The sequence below is a fragment of the Williamsia phyllosphaerae genome, assembly GCF_014635305.1.
GTDB classification, from domain to species: domain Bacteria; phylum Actinomycetota; class Actinomycetes; order Mycobacteriales; family Mycobacteriaceae; genus Williamsia_A; species Williamsia_A phyllosphaerae.
In genome coordinates this window covers 784,505-804,675 of sequence record NZ_BMCS01000002.1, presented here as the reverse complement: position 1 = coordinate 804,675, position 20,171 = coordinate 784,505, and the positions used below count along the sequence as shown (strand labels likewise).

General features: G+C 67.8%; 23 protein-coding genes. 13 read left to right on the top strand and 10 right to left on the bottom strand.

What is annotated here, in order from left to right; genetic code table 11:
• Nucleotides 1–55 precede the first annotated feature (55 nt).
• Complete coding sequence (locus IEV93_RS17660; RefSeq protein WP_188491251.1) at nucleotides 56–1,417, bottom strand: NtaA/DmoA family FMN-dependent monooxygenase; 1,362 nt, start codon at nucleotides 1,415–1,417, stop codon at nucleotides 56–58.
• Nucleotides 1,414–2,595 carry an LLM class flavin-dependent oxidoreductase gene (locus tag IEV93_RS17655; RefSeq protein WP_188491249.1) on the bottom strand — a complete coding sequence of 394 codons (1,182 nt, stop codon included), beginning with the start codon at nucleotides 2,593–2,595 and terminating at the stop codon, nucleotides 1,414–1,416. Before IEV93_RS17655 ends, IEV93_RS17660 begins: the two co-directional genes overlap by 4 nt.
• 156 nt (nucleotides 2,596–2,751) lie before the next feature.
• Here IEV93_RS17655 and IEV93_RS17650 point away from each other — a divergent pair, with 156 nt between their 5' ends.
• Nucleotides 2,752–2,907 carry a hypothetical protein gene (locus IEV93_RS17650; RefSeq protein ID WP_188491247.1) on the top strand — a complete coding sequence of 52 codons (156 nt, stop codon included), beginning with the start codon at nucleotides 2,752–2,754 and terminating at the stop codon, nucleotides 2,905–2,907.
• Complete coding sequence (locus IEV93_RS17645) at nucleotides 2,904–4,046, top strand: LLM class flavin-dependent oxidoreductase (RefSeq protein WP_188491245.1); 1,143 nt, start codon at nucleotides 2,904–2,906, stop codon at nucleotides 4,044–4,046. The genes IEV93_RS17650 and IEV93_RS17645 overlap by 4 nt, the downstream gene beginning before the upstream one ends.
• 134 nt (nucleotides 4,047–4,180) lie before the next feature.
• Here IEV93_RS17645 and IEV93_RS17640 read toward each other — a convergent pair whose 3' ends face one another.
• Nucleotides 4,181–4,663 carry a DUF5313 family protein gene (locus IEV93_RS17640; protein WP_188491243.1) on the bottom strand — a complete coding sequence of 161 codons (483 nt, stop codon included), beginning with the start codon at nucleotides 4,661–4,663 and terminating at the stop codon, nucleotides 4,181–4,183.
• Nucleotides 4,660–5,142: a MarR family winged helix-turn-helix transcriptional regulator gene (locus tag IEV93_RS17635; RefSeq protein ID WP_188491241.1), complete on the bottom strand. Its 483-nt coding sequence runs from the start codon at nucleotides 5,140–5,142 to the stop codon at nucleotides 4,660–4,662. The genes IEV93_RS17640 and IEV93_RS17635 overlap by 4 nt, the downstream gene beginning before the upstream one ends.
• 145 nt (nucleotides 5,143–5,287) lie before the next feature.
• Here IEV93_RS17635 and IEV93_RS17630 point away from each other — a divergent pair, with 145 nt between their 5' ends.
• Complete coding sequence (locus tag IEV93_RS17630; protein WP_188491239.1) at nucleotides 5,288–5,941, top strand: GPR1/FUN34/YaaH family transporter; 654 nt, start codon at nucleotides 5,288–5,290, stop codon at nucleotides 5,939–5,941.
• A 70-nt stretch (nucleotides 5,942–6,011) separates the two neighbouring features.
• Here the strand turns inward: IEV93_RS17630 and IEV93_RS17625 are convergent, their stop codons facing one another.
• Nucleotides 6,012–6,890 carry an aldo/keto reductase gene (locus IEV93_RS17625; protein WP_188491237.1) on the bottom strand — a complete coding sequence of 293 codons (879 nt, stop codon included), beginning with the start codon at nucleotides 6,888–6,890 and terminating at the stop codon, nucleotides 6,012–6,014.
• A 219-nt stretch (nucleotides 6,891–7,109) separates the two neighbouring features.
• Between IEV93_RS17625 and IEV93_RS17620 the strand changes: the two genes are divergently transcribed.
• Complete coding sequence (locus IEV93_RS17620; RefSeq protein WP_188491235.1) at nucleotides 7,110–8,123, top strand: ferritin-like domain-containing protein; 1,014 nt, start codon at nucleotides 7,110–7,112, stop codon at nucleotides 8,121–8,123.
• Between the two features lie 28 nt (nucleotides 8,124–8,151).
• On the opposite strand, the gene IEV93_RS17615 is transcribed toward IEV93_RS17620, so the two are convergent.
• Complete coding sequence (locus IEV93_RS17615) at nucleotides 8,152–8,628, bottom strand: DUF309 domain-containing protein (protein ID WP_188491234.1); 477 nt, start codon at nucleotides 8,626–8,628, stop codon at nucleotides 8,152–8,154.
• Nucleotides 8,629–8,745: 117 nt separating this feature from the next.
• Here IEV93_RS17615 and IEV93_RS17610 point away from each other — a divergent pair, with 117 nt between their 5' ends.
• The 3 genes from IEV93_RS17610 (at nucleotide 8,746) to IEV93_RS17600 (ending at nucleotide 10,865) form a co-directional block, all read left to right on the top strand.
• Complete coding sequence (locus IEV93_RS17610) at nucleotides 8,746–8,991, top strand: hypothetical protein (RefSeq protein ID WP_188491233.1); 246 nt, start codon at nucleotides 8,746–8,748, stop codon at nucleotides 8,989–8,991.
• A 62-nt stretch (nucleotides 8,992–9,053) separates the two neighbouring features.
• Nucleotides 9,054–10,262, top strand: coding sequence for an MFS transporter (locus tag IEV93_RS17605; RefSeq protein WP_371873858.1), 1,209 nt, complete (start codon nucleotides 9,054–9,056; stop codon nucleotides 10,260–10,262).
• Between the two features lie 141 nt (nucleotides 10,263–10,403).
• On the top strand, nucleotides 10,404–10,865 hold the full coding sequence (locus tag IEV93_RS17600; RefSeq protein ID WP_188491231.1) for a DoxX family protein: 462 nt from the start codon (nucleotides 10,404–10,406) through the stop codon (nucleotides 10,863–10,865).
• Nucleotides 10,866–10,875: 10 nt separating this feature from the next.
• Here IEV93_RS17600 and IEV93_RS17595 read toward each other — a convergent pair whose 3' ends face one another.
• Entirely contained in the window at nucleotides 10,876–11,394 is a 519-nt protein-coding gene (locus IEV93_RS17595; RefSeq protein WP_188491230.1) for a MarR family winged helix-turn-helix transcriptional regulator, read from the bottom strand.
• 72 nt (nucleotides 11,395–11,466) lie between these two features.
• Between IEV93_RS17595 and IEV93_RS17590 the strand changes: the two genes are divergently transcribed.
• The 3 genes from IEV93_RS17590 (at nucleotide 11,467) to IEV93_RS17580 (ending at nucleotide 12,975) form a co-directional block, all read left to right on the top strand.
• The gene (locus IEV93_RS17590; RefSeq protein WP_188491229.1) at nucleotides 11,467–12,360 is read left to right on the top strand and encodes a dioxygenase family protein; all 894 of its coding nucleotides are present in this window, start codon (nucleotides 11,467–11,469) and stop codon (nucleotides 12,358–12,360) included.
• A complete protein-coding gene (locus tag IEV93_RS17585) occupies nucleotides 12,357–12,551 on the top strand; it encodes a hypothetical protein (RefSeq protein ID WP_188491228.1) in 195 nt (64 codons plus the stop codon). The genes IEV93_RS17590 and IEV93_RS17585 overlap by 4 nt, the downstream gene beginning before the upstream one ends.
• A gap of 61 nt (nucleotides 12,552–12,612) precedes the next feature.
• The gene (locus tag IEV93_RS17580; protein ID WP_188491227.1) at nucleotides 12,613–12,975 is read left to right on the top strand and encodes a TraR/DksA family transcriptional regulator; all 363 of its coding nucleotides are present in this window, start codon (nucleotides 12,613–12,615) and stop codon (nucleotides 12,973–12,975) included.
• A gap of 12 nt (nucleotides 12,976–12,987) precedes the next feature.
• Here the strand turns inward: IEV93_RS17580 and IEV93_RS17575 are convergent, their stop codons facing one another.
• The gene (locus tag IEV93_RS17575; RefSeq protein ID WP_188491226.1) at nucleotides 12,988–15,318 is read right to left on the bottom strand and encodes a thiamine pyrophosphate-binding protein; all 2,331 of its coding nucleotides are present in this window, start codon (nucleotides 15,316–15,318) and stop codon (nucleotides 12,988–12,990) included.
• Between the two features lie 121 nt (nucleotides 15,319–15,439).
• Here IEV93_RS17575 and IEV93_RS17570 point away from each other — a divergent pair, with 121 nt between their 5' ends.
• Nucleotides 15,440–15,961 carry an Lrp/AsnC family transcriptional regulator gene (locus IEV93_RS17570; RefSeq protein ID WP_188491225.1) on the top strand — a complete coding sequence of 174 codons (522 nt, stop codon included), beginning with the start codon at nucleotides 15,440–15,442 and terminating at the stop codon, nucleotides 15,959–15,961.
• Between the two features lie 175 nt (nucleotides 15,962–16,136).
• Nucleotides 16,137–17,273, top strand: coding sequence for an esterase/lipase family protein (locus IEV93_RS17565; RefSeq protein ID WP_188491224.1), 1,137 nt, complete (start codon nucleotides 16,137–16,139; stop codon nucleotides 17,271–17,273).
• A 74-nt stretch (nucleotides 17,274–17,347) separates the two neighbouring features.
• Here IEV93_RS17565 and IEV93_RS17560 read toward each other — a convergent pair whose 3' ends face one another.
• Both IEV93_RS17560 and IEV93_RS17555 read right to left on the bottom strand, forming a co-directional pair.
• Nucleotides 17,348–18,109 (bottom strand): crotonase/enoyl-CoA hydratase family protein, encoded by a 762-nt coding sequence (locus tag IEV93_RS17560; protein WP_188491223.1) that lies wholly within the window; start codon nucleotides 18,107–18,109, stop codon nucleotides 17,348–17,350.
• 31 nt (nucleotides 18,110–18,140) lie between these two features.
• Entirely contained in the window at nucleotides 18,141–18,956 is an 816-nt protein-coding gene (locus tag IEV93_RS17555; RefSeq protein WP_188491222.1) for an SDR family NAD(P)-dependent oxidoreductase, read from the bottom strand.
• A gap of 125 nt (nucleotides 18,957–19,081) precedes the next feature.
• On the opposite strand from IEV93_RS17555, the gene IEV93_RS17550 reads away from it, so the two are divergent.
• Entirely contained in the window at nucleotides 19,082–20,170 is a 1,089-nt protein-coding gene (locus IEV93_RS17550) for a hypothetical protein (RefSeq protein WP_229705273.1), read from the top strand.
• Nucleotide 20,171 lies beyond the last annotated feature (1 nt).

Here is a 20,171-nt window from a genome sequence, read left to right as displayed (position 1 = left end):
TGGTTGTAAACCTCGTCAACAACCATGCCGATGATATGACGGCGGCGTCGCCTACTCAGTGCAGCTGGGCGACGCGGCTCAGCCCGAGATTGTCACGCAGCGTGGTGCCCTCGTACTCGTCGCGGTACACCCCCGCCTCCTGCAGTAGCGGGACGACCTCGTCGGCGAGACGATCGAGACCACCCGGCGTGATGTGCGGTACCAGGATGAACCCGTCCGACGCGTCGGACTGCACGAACTCGTTGATCGTGGTGGCGACCGTCTGTGGTGAGCCGACGAACGACTGCCGGCCGGTGACCTCGATGATCAGCTCTCGGCTCGAGAGCCCCTTGGCCTCCGCGAGAGCGCGCCACTCGGCCGCCACGTCGCGAGGATCACGATGGATCCGGACGCTCGCACGCCCTTTGGCGACGGTGTTCTCGCCCGGGATCGGGTCGATGCTCGGCAGCGGTCCGTCCGGGTCGTGGTCGGAGAGATCGCGGTTCCACATCTGCTCGAGGAACTTGATCGCGGTCTGACCGCTGACCTGCGCCAGTCGGACCTCGTGCGCCAGTTCGGCTGCGTCGGCATCGGTGTCGCCGATGACGAAGGTCGCCGCGGGCAGGATGAGCAGGTCGTCGCGGTGTCGGCCGTGGGCGGCGAGGCGGCCCTTGACGTCGGCGTAGAACTCCTGGCCGGCGGTGAGCGTGGAGTGCCGGGAGAAGATCGCGTCGGCCTGCGCCGCCGCGAACTCCCGACCCTCCTCGGAGTCGCCGGCCTGGAAGATCACCGGGCGTCCCTGTGGCCCCCGTGGGGTCGAGAACTGGCCGGCGATGTCGAATTGGATGCCGCTGTGGGCGAATTCGCCCGCGTCGGGCCGCGTGAGGAACTGACCGGTGTCCTTGTCGGCGACGATGTCGTCGTCGCGCCACGAGTCCCAGAGCTCGCCCGCGACCTGGAGGAACTCCTTGGCGCGTAGGTAGCGGTCGTCCTTGGCCAGGTAGCCGCCGCGGCGGAAGTTCTCGCCGGTGAACTCATCCCACGACGTCACGACGTTCCACGCGGCGCGGCCGCCCGAGAGGTGGTCGAGCGACGCGAACTGTCGGGCCACCTCCACGGGCTCGTTGAACGTGGAGTTGATGGTCCCCGCCAGTCCGAGGTGATCGGTCACGGCGGCGATCGCGGCGAGGATGGCGAACGTGTCGGGTCGTCCCACCACGTCGAGGTCGTAGATCTGCCCGTTCTGCTCACGGAGTCGCAGTCCCTCGGCGAGGAACAGGAAGTCGAACTTCGCGCGTTCGGCGGTCTGCGCGAACTGTTGGAACGACGAGAAGTCGATGTGGCTGCCTGCCGCGGGGTCACTCCACACCGTCGTGTTGTTGACGCCGGGGAAGTGCGCGGCGAGGTGGACCTGTTTGCGGGTGGAATCGACGGTCATCGAACACCTCCGGTTGCATAGCGGTTGACGGGGGAGTCGAGGCCGAGCCGTCCGCGCAGCGTCGACGCGGTGCGAGCGGGGTCGGCGAGACCTCGACGAGCGAGTTCCGGGATGAGATCGGTGGTCACCGCGTGGAGATCGTCCGGGATGGTGCCCGGCCGCAGCCGGACGCCGGTGGCCCCGGTGTCCGGGCCGACCAGTTCAGTGACCCGATCGGCGAGATCTGTTGCGGTGCCAACGAACACCGCGGCGTCGTCACGGTTGCCGATCGCAGTGACATCGACCGGTGCACGGTTGTCGAGTCGATTCTTGCGAACCGTCGCGGCCTCGGTGGTCGCGCCGAGATAGACGGTCAGATCGACGAAGACGTGTTCTCGTCCGTCCCGACCGGCCGCCGATCGAGCCGCCTCGACACCGTCGACCGTGGTGCGGACGTCGTCGGCGGTCCGGCCTGCGACGAACACCACGTCGGCCGACTCACCCGCGAGCCGATGATCGTCGGCGTTCTCGACCGACACCGCCACCACCGGTTGGCCCTGCGGGGGACGTGGCGTGATGGATGGTCCTCGCACCGAGAAGTACCGGCCCTCGAAATCGATGTAGTGCAGCTTGTCGCGGTCGATGAACCGACCGGTCGCGACGTCACGGATCTCGGCGTCGTCCTCCCAGCTGTCCCACAGTCGACGCAGCACCTCGGCGTAATCGGCGACCTCCACCCGGTGGTCCTCGGGCGACAACCCGCTCGCATCGCGACGTCCGAAGAGTGCGGCCTCGTCGGTGCGACCGGATGGCCGCAACAGAATCCCGGCACGACCGTGGGACACGTGGTCGACGGTCGCGATCGCCTTGCTCAGATGAAACGGTTCGGAGTGGGTCACCGTCGCGGTCGGGATGAGTCCGATGGACTGCGTCACCGGCGCCACCCGTGCCGCGATGAGCGTCGCGTCGAGGTGGCCGACGAGCAGGTCGGTGCGCCGGCAGTCCGGCAGCGTCCGGTGCACACTGAACGAGTCGGAGATGGTCACCAGGTCGGCACCGGCCGATTCGGCATGGCGGATCTGCTCGGTCCAATACTGCGGGGTGAGCAGTTCGTCGGGGCGGGCACTCTCCTCGCGCCAGGCGGCGGGGTGCGCGCCGGCACCCTCGAGCGCGATGGCGACACGGATGGGTTCGGGCACTTCTATGACCTCCTCGTCCGGTCGTGAAAGCCGACCGGGCAGTAATGGACTCCACGGGCCAACGACCCGGCGCCCGGGTCGATTCCGTCACCGGGCGTGAGAATCACGGTGAGTTCAACCCTGGACTGTCAGAGCCTGACGTAGCTGACTTGATCCATGTCTGTGACCACCTGGATCGCCGCGTTGCGCCCGGTCGATCTCATGTCCGGAGCAGCCGCCCTCAACCCCGACGCGTCGACGGTCTGGACGTCGGCGTCGAACGGGCCGGTCGCCGAACTCGGAGACCACGCCGCTCGCGAGTACGTCCGATGAGCGCGATACCGCTCTCCGTTCTCGACCTCTCACCGGTCACCGCCGGATCGGATGCCGCCACCGCGTTGCGTCGTTCGGTGGAACTCGCCCAGCACAGCGAGGCTCTCGGCTACCGGCGGTTCTGGTTGGCCGAGCACCACTTCGCCGCGGTTGCCAGTTCCTCGACCATGACACTGATCGGCCTCGTCGCAGCCGCGACATCGTCGATCCGCGTCGGTTCGGCCGCCGTCCAACTGGGGCACCACACGCCGGCCTCGGTGGTGGAGGCCTTCGGCACCATCGACGCTCTGCACCCCGGTCGGCTCGACCTGGGCCTCGGACGATCAGGTCAGAGACGCAAAGAGGCCACGTCGACAAGCGCGCCGGAACGGAAGAGTGCGCCGCCCGAGCCCGCCGCCGAACACGAGGTCGACGGCCTGCTGATCCCGAAACCGTTCTCACTCGCCGGTCTGCTGGCGTCGCCCAAGTTGGCGGCCACGGCCACCGCGTTGCAGATCGCCGGCGCCGAGGTCCCGGACTTCACCGAGGCGGTCGACGACATCCTCGCGTTGCTCGACGGCACCTATGTCGCCGACGGGGTGCCGCTGTCCGCGGTGCCGGGCGAGAACGCCGAGGTGGAGGTGTGGATCTTCGGCAGCAGCAAGGGCCAGAGCGCTCAGGTTGCCGGCGCCCGTGGTCTGCCGTTCGTGGCGAACTACCACGTCAGCCCCGCGACGACGCTGGAGGCGGTGCAGGCGTACCGCGAGGCGTTCGTGCCCTCGCGGGATCTGACCGAGCCGTATGTCGTGGTATCGGCGGATGTCGTTGCCGCCGACACCGACTCGACCGCATACGAACTGGCGTCGACCTTCGGTCACTGGGTCTGCGGGATCCGTTCGGGTGAGGGCGCGCCGCCGTACCCGGATCCAGCGACCACGCCGGCTCTCACCGACGCCGAGCGGGCGGTCGTCGACGATCGCATACGGACGCAGTTCGTGGGAACCCCGTCGACGGTCGCCGACGGTCTCGACACCCTGGCCCGGGTGACGGGAGCGGACGAGCTGGTGATCACCAGCGTCACACACGATTTCGAGGCACGGAAGCGGTCGCACGAGTTGCTGGCCCGCGAATGGGGACTGGTCGCCGCGCAACCCGCCTGATGGGGACCGGTAATCGACGCCAGTAGGGCACCGGTGTGGTCGGTGCGCGGTGAGCCGAAACCTCGTCGTCGCTGCCGTTGTCGATGAGCCGGTGTCGGCAGATCGCACTGCCACCTCCTGCGGCGCTCGGAGGATCAGCGCTCGAGCTTGCCGGAGTGGCTTCTGTACACAGAACCCTGCCGTCGCGTTTCCTGCGAACTGATCGCACCCCCGGTGTCACGCGGGAGCTGAGCTGTGCCGACGACCTGGCTGCGACCGTAGATGGCCTCATATCGCTTCCGGTCGAGATCCTTCTCCTGCTGTTGCCGCGCGGGCCGGAGATCGGGGTCCAGTCCGTGCTTCTCGAGGCGGTGGCGGCGGTTCTGGCCCATGTACGCGGCCGAGTAGATGAGCGCCAGGCTGAGCCCGAGGGCAACCATCTCCGCGCGCAACCACCAGGGTCCGGGGATGAGCATGAACACGACGAAGATCGGGAGGAACGGGACCATTCCGCGGAACAGGTGACGGCCGAAAGCGTTGCGCCCGGTCAGATCTCGCAGCACCCAGGACTGATGTTCCCGGGGGAGTTGTCGACCGAATGCATACCCGATCCACCGGATCATGCTCGGACGCTTCATCGGACATCCTCCGTCGGGTTCGTCGCGTCCCTGGCGGCGCGATTAATACGCCACAGGACCGAACGCAGTTCCTCGAGGTCCTCGAGAGAGACGTCGAGCGCCGCGACCACGGCAGGCGGGATGTCCAGGGCGCGCTCGCGAAGAGCGCGCCCGGTGGCTGTGAGGTGTAGATCCAGTTGCCGCTCGTCGGACGCCGACCGTGTCCGAGTGATCAGGTCGGCCTTCTCGAGCCGTTTGAGCAGTGGCGACAGCGTCGCCGAATCGAGCATCAGGACGTCGCCGATCGAACGCACCGACCGGGGGGACTCCTCCCACAGGGCCAGCATCACCAGGTACTGCGGGTGGGTGAGGCCGAGGGGCTCGAGCAGCGGCCGGTAGATCGTCAGCACCGTCCGGTTGGTCACCGCGAGCGCGAAACAGACCTGTCGGTCGAGCTGGAGCAGGTCATCGGACGCGGATACGAGCGGGGGAGAGGTCACGAATTAGATCGTACACGATTCAATCGTGCATTATCTGTTTCGGTCCACCGGTCCCGAGGTGGTCACTTCGCACCTCGCTGATCGCAAACCTGGGGAGCCGGGCGGCGGGTCGACATGATGACCACATGTCCCTCGAAAGGTGCCCATGACCGCGATCTCTGACCGACCCACCGATGTATCGGCGACCCCTCTGGCCGCGACCGACGTGACCCCGGTTGCCGAGGCGGCGGCCCCGGAGGGCAATCCGGGTCTCATCGCGCTGCCGCTGATCATCGCGGGCGCACTCGGACTCGGTTTCACCAACACCGGGATCGTCGACAGCGGTGCCGCCGCGGTTCCGATCCTGCTGTCCGCCACGGCGGTCGGCCTACTGCTGGCGACGATCTGGGCGGCGGCGCTGCGACAGAACGTCAACGCCACCGTCTACGCGGTGTTCTTCGGCTTCTACGGCAGCTACGCGGTGCTCTCGATCGGTCAGACGCACAACTGGTTCGGCATCCCGTCCTCCGGTGCACAGGAGACGACGGCGCTGTGGCTGGGCAGCTGGCTGGTGACGATCACGCTGCTGACCGTGCTGCTGGTTCGTCTGCCGTGGACCTATCCCGCGCTGCTGGCGGTCGTCGACGTCGCGCTGGCGCTGCTGCTGATCGGCACGGTGGCCGACAGCCGGCTCGCGACGCAGGCCGGTGGCGTGTTCGTCTTCGGGTTCGTCGCCTTCGTCATCTACTACTACGCGGCAGCGCTCTGGGAGGAGACCGGCGGACGTCCGCTTCCTCTCGGCAAGCCACTTGTCTCCTAGTGACTGAAACCCTCACGCACAACGCCCCGTCCGGAGATCGGACGGGGCGTCGTGGTGTCTCGGAGGGTTGTCAGGCGCCGACCTTCGACAGCTCGTCGAACTCGTCGTCACTCAGCTCGACGGTGGCGCCGGCGAGGTTGTCCTCGAGATGCTCGACGCTCGACGTCCCCGGGATCGGCAGCATCACGGGCGAGCGCTTGAGGAGCCACGCCAGCGCGAGCTGTGACGGCGACGCCTCGTGCTGTTTGGCCAGCTCGGTCAGCGGGCTGCCCTCGCCGGTCAACTTGCCGGTGGCCAGCGGGAACCACGGGATGAACCCGACGTTGTTCTCGGTGGCCCAGTCGAGCAGGTCCTCCGACGAGCGGTCGGTGAGGTTGTAGAGGTTCTGCACCGAGGCGATCGTCGCGATCTCCTGCGCGGCCTTCGCCTCATCGACCGACACCTGGCTCAGGCCGATGTGGCGGATCTTGCCCTCGTCCTGCAGCTTCTTGAGCTCGCCGACCTGGTCTTCGAGGGCGACATCGGGGTCGATCCGGTGCAGCTGGAAGAGGTCGATGCGGTCCACTCCGAGCTTGCGCAGGCTCAACTCGGCCTGCTGACGCAGGTAGGCGGGCCGACCCACCGGTGTCCACTCGCCGGGGCCCTGACGGGTGAGACCGGCTTTGGTCGCGATGACGATGTCGTCCGCGTACGGGTGCAGGGCCTCGAACAGCAGGTTCTCGGCCACGTCCGGGCCGTAACTGTCGGCGGTGTCGAAGAAGTTGACGCCCAGTTCGGCGGCGCGGCTGATCACGCGCAGAGCGCCCGAGCGGTCGTCCGGGTCACCCCAGACGCCCTCGCCGGGGAGTTGCATCGTTCCGAATCCGAGACGGTTGATCTCCAGGTCGCCACCGAGGAGGAAGGTCTGGGCGGCGTCAGCGGATGAGGTCGTGTCTGTGCTCGAGGTCATACAGGGTAGGACGTCTGCGGGGTGTCCGCTATTCCGCCACCATGTGTTTCGCCTGGTTAGTGACGTATCGCACGACGGGCGGAATCTGCTGGTGGAGAACGTCTTTTGGATCAGAACTGCTGGTAATACCGCCAGGTGGTTCACAGATCGATCTCTGGTGGTCACGATGGAAGAGAAAGCGAAGCCATCGCCGAGAAGACATCGACCGAAAGGTTTCACATGACTGCATCAACCTCAGGACTCCGCCAGCAGCTGCGCACCGTACTCACGCTGACCAACACCGAGATCCAGGTCGCACAGACCCGCGTCGCACAGGCCCGTACCGAGGCCGTCCGCGAAGAACTCACCAAGAACGCCGAGAACGGGCGTATCCGGGCCGTCGCGATCGACGAGGCGCTACGCGGACTGGGCGGACTCCCCGCCCTCATCAGCCCGCTGGTCGGCCGTACCGCTGCCCTCGGCAAGACGTTCATCGAGCAGGCTCAGCCGCTCGACGAGGCCCTGCTCGGCGATCTCGCCCTCGAGCGCCAGCTCCTCGACCGGTCGCGTTACATCAAGGCGCTGGCCACCGCCGCCAACGAGAGCGACGTGGTCGCGCTGGCGGACCGTCTCATCACCGCGCACACCGCGACCGTCGAGTGGCTGACCATCGTCCTGGCCGAGGAGGCACTCGGTGGCCCCGTCGCTCTGCGTCGCACTCCGGTGCAGTGGATCAGCGGCGTTGCGGCACGTGCGGCCACCGCGCCCAGTGTTGTCGTCGCCCACGGCGCCGATCGGGTCATCGACACCGCCCGCCAGGTGCCGAGTCTCCTCACCGGATGGCGCAAGCAGGCTGAGGACGCCGGTGACACCGCGGCCCAGACCCTCACCGAATGGCGCAAGCAGGCCGAGGACGCGGGTGAGACCGCAGCCAAGACTTTGGTCGCCGGCCGAGACGCAGCTCTCGAGGCCGCCGAGACCGCGGCCCGCGACAGCGGTGCCCCCGGACTGGCCGACTCGCTGCACGAGATCCGCGAGTCCACCGGAACGGTTGCGGCCGAAGACCTCCCGATCGCCGATTACGACGCGCTCAACGTTTCCAGCGCGGTCGCAGCGGTCAAGGAGCTCGAGCAGCCCGCCGACATCCGTCTCGTCGTGACCTACGAAGAGGCGCACAAGAACCGCAGCGGGATCATCTCCGCCGCGCAGACGCAGCTCGCGTCCATCGCGAAGGACATCGTCGGGGTCAACTGACCCGACCCCGTCACAGAACAGCTCGTCGTCACCTCGGTGGCGGCGAGCTATTCTGTGTCCGAGGCCGCAGCGGTGGCATGGGTCCGTCGTCCGGGGTGCGGGCCCACCGGAGCAGGGCGTCGATGTCGATGCCGTGTGGGGTGGTCCCGGCGTACGGCGTGAGTCCGATGACGGCGCGTGCCAGCAGACGGTCGGCTCCGACGGGCCGATCCCGCAGCCGGTGAGTGCACCCGACGGCCAACTGCGCCAGGCTCTTCCACAGCTCGACGTCGGTCTCGCCGCGATCACGCGCCGACTTCCACGCGTCCTCGAACACCTCGTGGGCGTGGAACGGTCGGCCGCGATCCAACAGCTCCTGCGCCTGGGTGATGGTCTCGTCCGGAGTCCGGACCACCCCCTCGGGCTGCCTCGGTTCGCCCTGTCGGCCGTACGGAAGTGGTCGACCCAGTCCGTCGCGGGGACGTGCGTTCCGCGGTCGACCGTCGATGTCGCGGTCGCGGTCCATGTGTCCGAGGGTAATCGCCGCCCGCGGCGTGCGACACAGTGTTCACCTGCGAGACATCAGCTGTAGACGCAGATGGCGTGTACTTCTTGCATGAGCCGTGGCAGATCGAGTGCAGTGATGACGACGTCGGACACGTCCGCCCCGGTTGTTTCCGCAGCAGCGGTGCTCGCGTTCGGCCGACGGTGGTCGGCCTACGGCGGCGGGCCCGCGGAGGACATCATGGTCGAGTTCGGGTGGACCTCCGACCGGTTCTTCACCGAGCTCGAGCAGCTGCTCAGCACGCATCCGCCCGGGGATCTGCCCGCGCCCGTGGTTTCGTCCATGATCGAGGTGTGTCGCCGCCGGATCTGGATGGGCCAGTAGTCCGAGGTCGCAGTGTCGGCCGTTAGCCAGCCTATGGTCTAACGGCTAGCGTGTCCTCCATGGTGGCGCCGAGGTCGTCGTTTCCACGCTTCTGGGCGGCCGCGGCAATCAGCGCGATCGGCTCGGCGGTGACCGCCGTCGCGATGCCGATACTGGTGGTTCGACAACTGGATGCCTCGCCGTTCGAGGTGGGCATCGTGAACGCGGCTCAGTTCGCGCCGTATGCGGTGCTCGGTCTGATCGCCGGCGCATACGTCGACCGGTGGCGTCGCAAACCGGTTCTGGTGTGGGCCGGCGTCGGTCGCGCCATCTCATTGGGTGTCGTGCCGGTGCTGTGGTTTCTCGGGGCGCTGCAGATCTGGATGTTGGTCATCGCGCTGGTGTTGTTCGGTGCGTTCTCGGTTTTCGCGTTCGCTGCGACACAGTCGTTGCTCCCGGGCCTGGTTTCCCGATCGGAACTGGTTGCGGCCAACGCGCGCCTCGATCAGGCCGACGCCGCCGCGACGACCATGGGCCCAGCCGTTGGCGGCGGTCTTGTCGGGCTGCTGGGAGCCCCTGTGGCGATTGTTGTCGACGCAATCAGCTATCTCGCGGATGCCGCCCTCGTCGCGGGGGTGCGAGTTGCCGAGACTCGTAACGACTGCCGTACTCGAAACCTTCGCGCGGAGATCCGTGACGGCGTGCAGTGGACCTACCGCCACCGCGTACTGAGGCCGCTCGCGGTGTCGACGCATGTTTGGTTCCTCGCGAACGGCGCTGCGATGACGGTGCTTTCACTTCTGGCCCTACGGTCGATCGGCCTGACTGCTCTCGCCTTCGGGCTGCTGCTGACAGTCTTCGGGATCACCAGTCTGATCGGCGCAACGATCGCCCCACGGTGTGGCAGGCGGATCGGTTCGGGGCGGGTGGTCATCCTTGCGCGTGTGATCTACCCGATCGCTTGGTTTCTCGTGGCCGCGACCCCCGCAACCGGCGGCGGTCTCGCTCTCCTGTTCGTCGCGTTGGGGCTCCTGGGAGTAGCCGCCGGCGTCGAGAACTCCAATGAGATGGGCTTCTGGCAGACGCTCACCCCGGATGAACTCCTCGGTCGAGTGAACGGCACCAGACGCTCGATCAATCGAACGGCGGCCGCCCTCGGAGCGATCTCGGCAGGCGCCCTCGTCGGGCTCATCGGTGATCGCCTCACTCTCATCGGTGTAACCGCGATTTTCGCGGTCGCCGCGGTGGTGGCCGTGCGCTCGCCCCTGCGACATGTGTCAGATGGTTCCTGACCCGCAGTGCGTGCTCTCGCCGACGCTTCACTTGCGTCGTGAAGTGACCGACGGTAGGTTTCAGTTCACTCTTGAAGTATTTCCGGCCCCTGGCGGCATCGTGTCGCGCCGGGCAAGTGTGTTCTGACGAAAGGCTCCTCGATGACTTCCACCCTTCCCCGTGACATCGCCACCCTGCTCGCTCGTATCGGTCTCGGCGCCATCTTCCTGGCCCACGGTCTGCAGAAGGTCAACGTCTGGGGTTACTCCGGGACCAAGGCCGCGTTCGACGGTATGGGCGCCCCGGTGCCCGGCGTTTCGGCGTTCCTCGCGACGTGGATCGAGATCCTCGGAGGAATCGCTCTGATCGCAGGTGTTCTCACCCCGATCGTGGGTCTGGTCCTGTTCCTGGACATGGTCGGCGCGTACCTCATCGCCCACACCGGCAACGGCATCTGGGTCGCCGATGGTGGATACGAGTTCGTGCTCGCGCTCGGCGTGGGTTCGCTGCTGATCGCCGCCGTCGGGGCCGGGAAGTTCAGTGTCGACGGTGTGCTGGGCTCGCGATTGCCGTGGGTTGCCTCCGACCGCGACTCGACCACATCGCCTGCGTCGGTGTCCTGACCGCTACGTCTCACGCATCGTGGTCGGCGCTCATCGCGGCCCCGATGCGATGACCGATCTCGCGGAGCTGGCGGATCTGCGCCTGCGTCAGCGAGTCGAAGATGAGTCGGCGGACGATGGCGACGTGTCCGGGTGCGCTGTCGAGCAGGACCTGCATGCCGGAGTCGGTCAACTCGGCGAGGGTGTACCGGCCGTCGGTCGGGTCCGGTCGGCGAGTGAGCCACCCGCGCTTCTCCATTCGCGCCGCCACCTGGGACAACCGCGGTAGCTGGCCCTCCGTGAACTCCGCGAGTGTGCTCATCCGCATCGTCCGCTCGGGAGCCTGTGACAGCCCCGCCAGCACCTGGTATTCGAAGTGCGTCAAGCCGGAATCGCGTTGCAGTTGCCGATCGAGCAGCGCGGGGAGTCGAACCATCATCCCGGTCACCGCCATCCACGTCGCCAACTCGTCCTTGTCGAGCCAGCGGGTGTCACCCTCGGCGTGGGGTCCGGGGTGGCCCGAGGAGCGTCTGGGGCGGGAAGCGGCCATTCCGGCAGCCTACGTCAGGGCGGGGATGACGCCGTGCGGAATAACTTGCATCGTGAAGTGATTGGAACGACCATGAGCACCTCGACCGCAGCCGCCGACGCACTCGTCCCGGCCGACCACCCGTTCGCGCGGCACCTCGTGCACCACGCGCGTTCACAGGCGTACACGCCGCGGCGGGAGTGGACCCCCGACGACGGCATCCTGCCCGCGCTCTACATCAGCCATGGCGCCCCGCCGACCTTCACCGACGCCGCGTGGATGAACCAGATGTACGAGTGGGCCTCGACGATGCCCACGCCACGGGCGATCCTGATCGTCAGTGCTCACTGGGAGTCCGACAGCATCGGGATCACCAGTACGGTCCCCACCGAGCTGGTCTACGACTTCGGCGGTTTCGACCCGATGTATTACCGGATGCGCTACGACACACCCGATTCGGGTCCGTTGGCCCAGCTGCTGCTCGACGCGCTCCCCGACACCGTCCACGTCCACGAACACCGCGACCGCGGACTCGACCATGGCGCGTGGCTGCCGCTGAAGGTCATGTACCCCGACGCAGACATCCCGGTGCTGCAGCTCAGCCTGCCGACGTCGGATCCGACGCGCCTGCTCGCGCTGGGCGCCCGCCTCCGTGGTCTTCGCGAACAGGGCGTGCTGGTGATGGGGTCCGGCTTCATGACCCATGGGCTGCCCTACATCGACTGGCGACGCCCTGACGTCGTGCCGGCCTGGTCGTCGGAGTTCGACACCTGGGCCGCAGGCGCGCTCGACCGCGGCGACGTCGACGAACTCGCTCGCTTCTCCACTCGAGCTCCGGGATTGCGATACGCCCATCCCACCGTCGAACACTTCACGCCGCTGTTCGTCACGCTGGGCGCGGCCACCGACCCGACCGCGCCGGTCACCACGGCCATCGACGGGTTCATCTTCGGCGGGTTGTCGAAGAGGTCGTTCCAGGTCGCGTGACCTCGTTGGGTCCGTCGGCCTCGGCGAGCATCCGTTCATCGGCGATCCGGATCGATCGCGCGACCACCACAGCGACCACGCAGGCGGCGACGCACCAGACGGCGATCACGATGGCGCAGATCGCAACGATCGTGTCCATGGACCCTCCTGGCTCGTCGGTGTGTGGCGTCCATGCTGCCGTCGCTTCGTGAGAGAACCCCAAGAATCGACGGTGCATCGGCTGTGACCAGCGCGAACCGTAGCATCGGGCAGATGGACCCCGATCAGGCGCGTGCGGCGCTCGCCGGTGAACGCGCGGAGACGCATGCGTTGCTGACCACGATGGCGGCCCGCCTGACCAGCGTCGTCGACGCCGGTGCCGACGCCAGCTCCGACGACGAGCACGATCCGGAGGGGTCGACCCTCGCCTTCGAGCGTGGACAGCTGGTGGCGCAGATCGAGCGGTCGAAGGTCCGGATCGCCGAGGTCGACGCCGCCCTCGAACGCCTCGACGCGCAGACCTACGGGCGGTGCGAGAACTGCGGCGCCGACATAGCCGAGGCGCGGTTAGAGGCGTTGCCGGCCGCGCGTCTCTGCATCACGTGCGCGTCGAAGGCCTCGAACCGTCGGTGGTGATACGCCCCGGCCTCAGCTGGTCAGGTCGAGCGCTGCGCGCACGATCGAATCGGTGTCGATCCCGTGCAGTCGGTAGACATCGGGTAGAGCCCCGACCTGGCCGAAGGTGCTGACCCCCAACGCCGCGGTGCGCACCCGGTTGATCGTCGCGAGGAACGTCAGCGTGTGCGGATGGCCGTCGAGGACGGTGACCATCGGGGCGGCCCGGTGTGCCGGGAACACCTGGTCGAGGATCCACGACTCGGCATCGCCGTGGCCGCTGCGTGCCTGCAGCGCCTCGAAGAGCAGTCCGGCGCTGGTGACGCAGACGACCTCGGCGGCGATGTCGAGATCGGCGAGCCGGTCGGCCGCCTCGAGCGCCTCGGTGACCATCGCGCCCATGCCGACGATCGTGACGTCGGGCTCGGCGCACGCGCGCAGGGTGTACGCGCCCGCGACCACCTGACGGCGGCGGCGCTCACGCGCGGCGGGATCGCTCGGCACGTCGGCGAGCGACTGCTGCACCGGTCGGGTGGACAGCCGAAGGTAGGCCGAGCCGCCGTCGGGTCGCCCGAGTCGGGCCATCGACGCTAGCAGCGTCCACTCCACCTCGACGGCGAAAGCCGGTTCGTAGCTGGTACATCCGGGTTGCTCGAGTCCGATGGAGGGCGTCTTGATCGACTGGTGGGCTCCGCCCTCGGCGGCCAGCGTGACGCCGGCAGGCGTGCCGACGAGGATCGACTGTCCGCCCGCGTAGATGCCGTAGGACCACGGTTCCAGAGCCCGTTCGACGAACGGGTCGTAGAGGACTCCGATGGGGAACAGGGGCTGCCCCCATCGGCTCCAGGTGGCCCCGAGTTCGCCGAGCAACCCGACCAGGTTGGTCTCGGCGATCCCGAGTTCCATGTGCTGACCCGACGGCCGCTCCCGCCAGTGCATGATCGTCTCGCCGTCGTCGTCGAACCAGTTGCGGCGCTCGCCGGTGGACCACACGCCGACTTTGTTGAGCCATCCGGCGAGGTTGGTCGTCGAGCTGACGTCCGGGCTGCACGTGACGACCCGCTCGGCGACCTCCGGTGCCTCGCGGGTGAGGTCGAGCAGGGTCCGTCCGAGAGCCGCCTGCGTCGTGGAGGTCGCGGGCGGTTTGCGGCCGATGTCGGTGGGGACGGTCGGCGGTGCGACGTGTTCGATCGGGTCGCGGTGCAGTCGTGCGGCGGTCGCGGTACAGAGCTGTCCCGACGGTGTCTCGTCGTCGAACCGGTGCCAGGGCGACGTCGCGTCCATGCCGAGGTCGGTGGCCAGCTGGTCGAACTGTTCGACGGTCAGCAGCGACGAGTGGTTCTGTGGATGTCCCTGGGTCGGGAGTCCGCGGCCCTTGATCGTGTAGGCGATGATCACCGTCGGCCGGGTGTCGTCGATCTGCGCGTACGCGGCCCGCAGTGCGTCGAGGTCATGGCCGCCGAGGTTCGAGATGGCGCGCACCAGTTCGGCGTCGTCCAGATCCGCGATCACACGGGCCACGTCGGACGCCCCGGGACCGTCACCGGGCAGCCGCTGACGGATCTCGTCGGGTGAGCAGCGCAGCAGCCGTTGATATTCGGCGTTCGGCATGTCGAGGATGCGCGTCCGCAGGGCGGGTCCGCCGGGGCGCTGGAACAGGGCCTCGAGGTGCTTGCCGAAGGTGACGGTGATGACCTGCCAACCGGCCGCGGAGAACATGGCCGAGAGGCGTCCGGGGGCGATGTTCGGCACGACCCGGTCGAGCGACTGGCGGTTGAGGTCGACGATCCAGACGATCTCGCCGAGCTCGGACACCGACGTGTCCAGGATCGCCTCCCACACCGCGCCCTCGTCGAGCTCTGCGTCGCCGACCAACGAGTACTGCCGGCCGCGGCCGGTTCCGCCCAGGGCGGTGTCGACGTAGCGGCGCGCGAAGGCGCCCCAGATCGGTGCGGTGGCACCGATGCCCACCGAGCCCGTCGAATAGTCGACCGGATCGGGGTCCTTGGCGCGGCTCGGGTAGCTCTGCAGACCGCCGAACTCACGCAGGGTGGTCAGGTACTTCTCGTCGAGGCTGCCGAGCAGGTAATTGATGGCGTGCAGCACCGGTGACGCGTGCGGCTTCACCGACACCCGGTCGCCCGAGGTCAGCTGCTCGAACCACAGCGAGGTCATGATCGTCACCATCGACGCGCAGGACGCCTGGTGACCTCCCACCTTCAGGCCCGTGGGATTCGGTCGGATGACGTTCGCGTGGTGGATGATCGCGGTCGAGAGCCACAGCACGTGCCGGGCGATCTCGTCGAGCGGGTCGCCGTCGTCGCCGAGGGTGGCGGCCACGGATTCGGACGTGGTGGTGCTCATGTCACGACTCCTGCCTGCGGTCTCGACATCTCGCTGTCGGCCGATTCGTTGGGCACACTGTCCCATCGAGTGCAGCACGCACTTCAGGTGTGCGCAATCAACCGACGTAGGGTTGCGCAGTATGACAACTTCGGACCGGGACGATGCAGCAGAAGTGCGCACTGTGCCCGTCGCGGCGGCCGTCGACGGGGTCGACGTGCGGTTGCTGCTTGCGCTGTCCGAGGACCCGCGGGGCACGACCATCGCTCTCGCCGAGAAGGTCGGCGTCTCCCGCAACACCGCCCAGGCGCACCTCAACAAGCTCGACCGCTCCGGTGCGGTGCTGCCGTTCGAGCGGCGTATCGACCCCGGCGCGTTGGGGTACCCGCTGCGGGCGTTCGTGATGACCAACGTCAAACAGCGTCGACTGGGCGACGTGGCCGCGGCACTGGCCGACATCGACGAGGTGACCGAGGTCGTCGGGCTCAGCGGTGGTGCGGATCTACTGATCCAGGTGGTCGCCCGCGACGGTGACGATCTCTATCGGATCGCCGGCCGGATCCTCGACATCAAAGGGGTCAAGCGCACCAGCACGTCGCTGGTGATGCGTGAACTCCTCGACTATCGGGTCAACCAGTTGCTACGGACCAGCAACAGGCGTTGAGATTCTTGGGCCGAGCCGTTGTGTCGCACGACAAGTTCTGTGGTTTTTGTGGGTGAGATCACAGAAATGTTGCGAAGTCCTTCCGGTCATGAGCGAGGCGAAGTTAGTTTGCGATGAGCGGACCGCGGATTGGCTGCGAGACCGCCATAGAACATGACCTGTGAAAGGCATACCCATGAAGTCGTCTTCGCTTCGCCGCGCGTCGGTGAGTTGCGCGTCGGTCCTCGCCGCGGCCGGACTGGCACTCGCTCTCGCCGGGCCCGCCACCGCCGCGCCGTCGGTCGATCAGCTCACCGCCAACATCAAGGCCGGCGTCAAGGCGCCCAGCGCCGGCACGACCGCCAATCAGCGTTCGGTCACGCCGAACGCCGCCGCCGCATCCGGTCCGGTGTCCCTGCCCGCCGGAACCAACAGCACGTCGAGGGAGACCTCCGGGGTCGGTCCGGCACAGACCCGGTTCATCCCGGCGTTCGCGTACTCGGCCACGCATCCCGACGTCGCCCCTCCCGGCGCCAACAACTACAACTGCAAGGTCCGTCAGGGCGATCGCCCCATCGTGATGGTCCACGGCACCTGGGAGAGCGCGTACGACAACTTCGCGATGATCTCGCCCGAGCTGACCAACGCCGGGTACTGCACGTACACGTTCAACTACGGCATCACCAACATCCAGAGCGGTGGCGGCATCATCTCGCTGATCCCCGGCGCCAACGGCACCGGTGACATCCCCCGCTCGGGTGGTCAGCTGCAGGCCTTCATCGACAGCGTCCTGTCGAAGACCGGGGCGTCGAAGGTCGACATCGTCGGACACTCGCAGGGCGGCCTGTTGGCCCGGCAGTACATGAAGTTCAACGGTGGAGCCACCAAGGTCCAGAAGCTGATCACGCTCGGCGCCACGCACCACGGCACCACGCTCGACGGCATCGGCACCCTGGGGCGTGCGATCAACAACCTGGGGATCGACATCCTCAGCGTCGCGCAGCTGCCTGTCGGTGTGTCCGGCATCCAGCAGGTCGTCGGATCCGACGTCATCAACGCGGTCAACGCCGGCGGCGACACGGTGCCCGGAGTCGACTACACGGTCATCCGCACCCTGCGTGACGAGGTGACCACCCCGTCGCAGTCGACCTTCCTGACCGCCGGACCGGGAGCGACGGTCAACAACGTCACGCTGCAGAACCTGTGCCCGCTCGATCAGTCCGATCACGTGTCGATGTCGTACTCGCCGCGCGCGGTCTCGTTGATCAAGCGTGCCCTCGACGGTGGCAAGACCCCGCTGGTCTGCCGCCCGAACGGGTTCCTCATCGGCTGATCTCCTGCCGCAGTACGACACGGACGCCGGGAGTGCACAACGCACTCCCGGCGTTCGTCGTCTCCGCGTCCGGTTCAGGCGAAGCGTCCGTGGCGGCCCGCACCGTCGGCGAAACGCGTGGCCCCGTCGATGGTCTCGTGGGTCAGCGACACCGCGCCGTGGCGCAGTTCGTTGAGCATGGCCTGCTCCTCGGTGAGACCGTGTTGCTCCAGCATCGACATCCGGTCACCACGCATGCACAGCTGGGGGAACGCGGTGAGTTCGGCGGCGAGCTGGTGCGCGGCCGAAACCGCTTCTCCTGCAGGGACGATGCGGTTGACCAGGCCGATGTCGAAGGCCTCCTGCGCCTGCACGGGACGGCCGGTGAGGATGAGGTCCATTGCGCGGCTCTCGCCGATCAGACGCGGCAGACGGACGGTCCCGCCGTCGATCAACGGGACGCCCCAGCGCCGGCAGAAAACGCCGAGCACCGCGCCCTCCTCGGCGACACGGAGGTCGGCCCACAGCGCGAGCTCGAGACCGCCGGCGACGGCGTGGCCGGTGATGGCGGCGATGACCGGCTTCGACAGCCGCAGCCTTGAGATCCCCATCGGGCCGTCGCCGTCGACGGCCACCCGGTTGCCGTCGCCGGCGCTGACCGCCTTGAGATCGGCTCCCGCGCAGAATGTCCCGCCCTCGCCGTGCAGCACGGCGACGTCGGCATCGGGGTCGGTGTCGAAGGCCCGGAACGCGTCGGCGAGCGCCTGCGCGGTCGCGCGATCGACGGCGTTGCGGACCTCGGGCCGGTCGATGCTGATCGTCGTCACACGGTCGGTGGTGGTGCTGTGCACGGTCATGGGGGCCAACCTATCGCCGTGATGTCGCGATCTATTGCGGCGCCGTCAACGCCATGATGTGTCCGTGCAGGTCTGGGTAGCGCATCAGATGCGCCCCGCCGTTGAGGTCGATGACCTCGCCGGTCATCCACGACGCGTTCGCCGAGCAGAGGAAGACCACCGCGTTCGCGACGTCCTCGGGTGTGCCGACGCGTCCCAACGGCGTGTTCGCGAGGTAATCGTCGACGACTCCGGGGACTGCGGTGGCCGGGTCGGTCAGCGGGGTCGGGACGAAACCGGGGGAGACCGCGTTGACCCGAATACCGCGTGCGCCCAGTTCCATCGCGCCGACCTGCGTCAGCATCACCAACCCGGCCTTGGCCGAGCAGTACGCGCTCATCCCGACGGCGGGTTGGCGTGCGTTGAGCGACGTGATCGACACCAGCGCGCCGCCGTCGACGAGTCGACGCCCGGCGTGTTTGAGCACCAGGAACCCGCCGGTGAGATTGACGTCGACGACGGATCGGAACTGGTCGACCTCGAGGTCGGTGATGAGCCCGAAGGTGCTGATGCCGGCGCTGTTGACGACGATGTCGGGTGCGTCGCGTTCGTCGAACAGTGCGGCCACCGAGGCCTCGTCGGTCACGTCCACCGGATGCGCATCGTGTCCGTCGCCCAGGGCCTCGGCGACCGCCGTCGCTGCCTCGAGATCCCGGTCGGCGACGGTGATCCGGCAACCGTCGGCGGCCAGGGCGACCGCGATGGCCCGTCCCAGACCCGATGCCCCACCGATCACCACCGCGCGCCGGCGGGAGGCCAGCTCGTCAGATGTGCGGTCGGCGGAAAGGTTGTCGTCGGTGTGCGCCATGGGAGACATCGTGCAACGGAGGCCGACTCCCGCGCAGGAGCGTTGGCGAATCGCCGAGGCTCCCGGAGTCGCTCCCGGGTGCGAAACCGGGCGTCGGCGGGTGGTGCAGGTGCTAGAAACGGGCGATGACGACGAAGGTCGGCGCGGCTCGCGGCACACGGGGATCCCTGCTCGTGCGCAGCGTCTACGGGTCACCGGCGGTCGAGTCGTTCGTCATCATCGCGATCGTGACCATCCTGATCACGCGGTTGTATCTGTGGATCACCGACTACCCGCAGGTCGGCAGCGGATCGCTGCACATCGCGCACGCCCTCTACGGCGGCGCACTGATGACCGTCGCGCTCGTGGTGGGCTGGCTGATGATCGGGTTCGCCGCGCGGGTGACGGCGATCGTCGCCGGCGGTATCGGCCTCGGGTTGTTCCTCGACGAGATCGGCAAGTTCGTCACGAAGACCAACGACTACTTCTACGGACCGTCGGCCGAGATCATGTACATCTGCCTCGTCGTCGTGCTCGTCGCGGCCCGACTCATCCGCGACTTCCGGCACCCGTCGGTCACCGAGAGTCTCGCCAACGCCGCGGCCATCGCCGCCGAAGGGGTCGCCCACGGACTGCCCGACGCGCGTCGTCAGTGGGCGGTCGAGTTCCTCGACCGGGCCACCGAACAGGGCGCCGACCCGCGCGCGACCGCCGGGATCCGGGCCACCCTCGACGCGTGCCCGCCGTCGTCGGATCGCCTGCGCCGCCTGCGGTTGCGGGTGCCGTCACTGGTGCCCGGGTTCCTGCGCAGTCCCCGCTGGGTGTCGGTGATGGGGTGGCTGATGGTCGTCACGTCGATCGTCACGGTGGTCTCCGGCGCCCTGGGCATGTTCGTCGACGGCATCACCACCGCGCGCGACAGCGTCGAGTTGGTGTTCACGCCACCGACCATCTCCAACCTGATCCTGTTCGGATCCGGCTGTGTCACCGTCGCATTGGCCCTGCCGTCGCTGCTCGCGCGCTGCCGGACGACGGCGTTGTGGCCGTTGCGCTTCCTGCGTGCGGCAGCGCTCATCTTCACGACGTTCAACGCACTCGTCGATTTCGCGCAGCAGGGTTTCGGTGCGCTGGCGAGCCTGGCCGTCGGGTTGTTCACCCTTGCCGTGATCAGTCACCACCTGGCCGTCGCGACACGCGAGCGTGCGGCGGTCAGCACCGACGAGCTACGGATCTGAC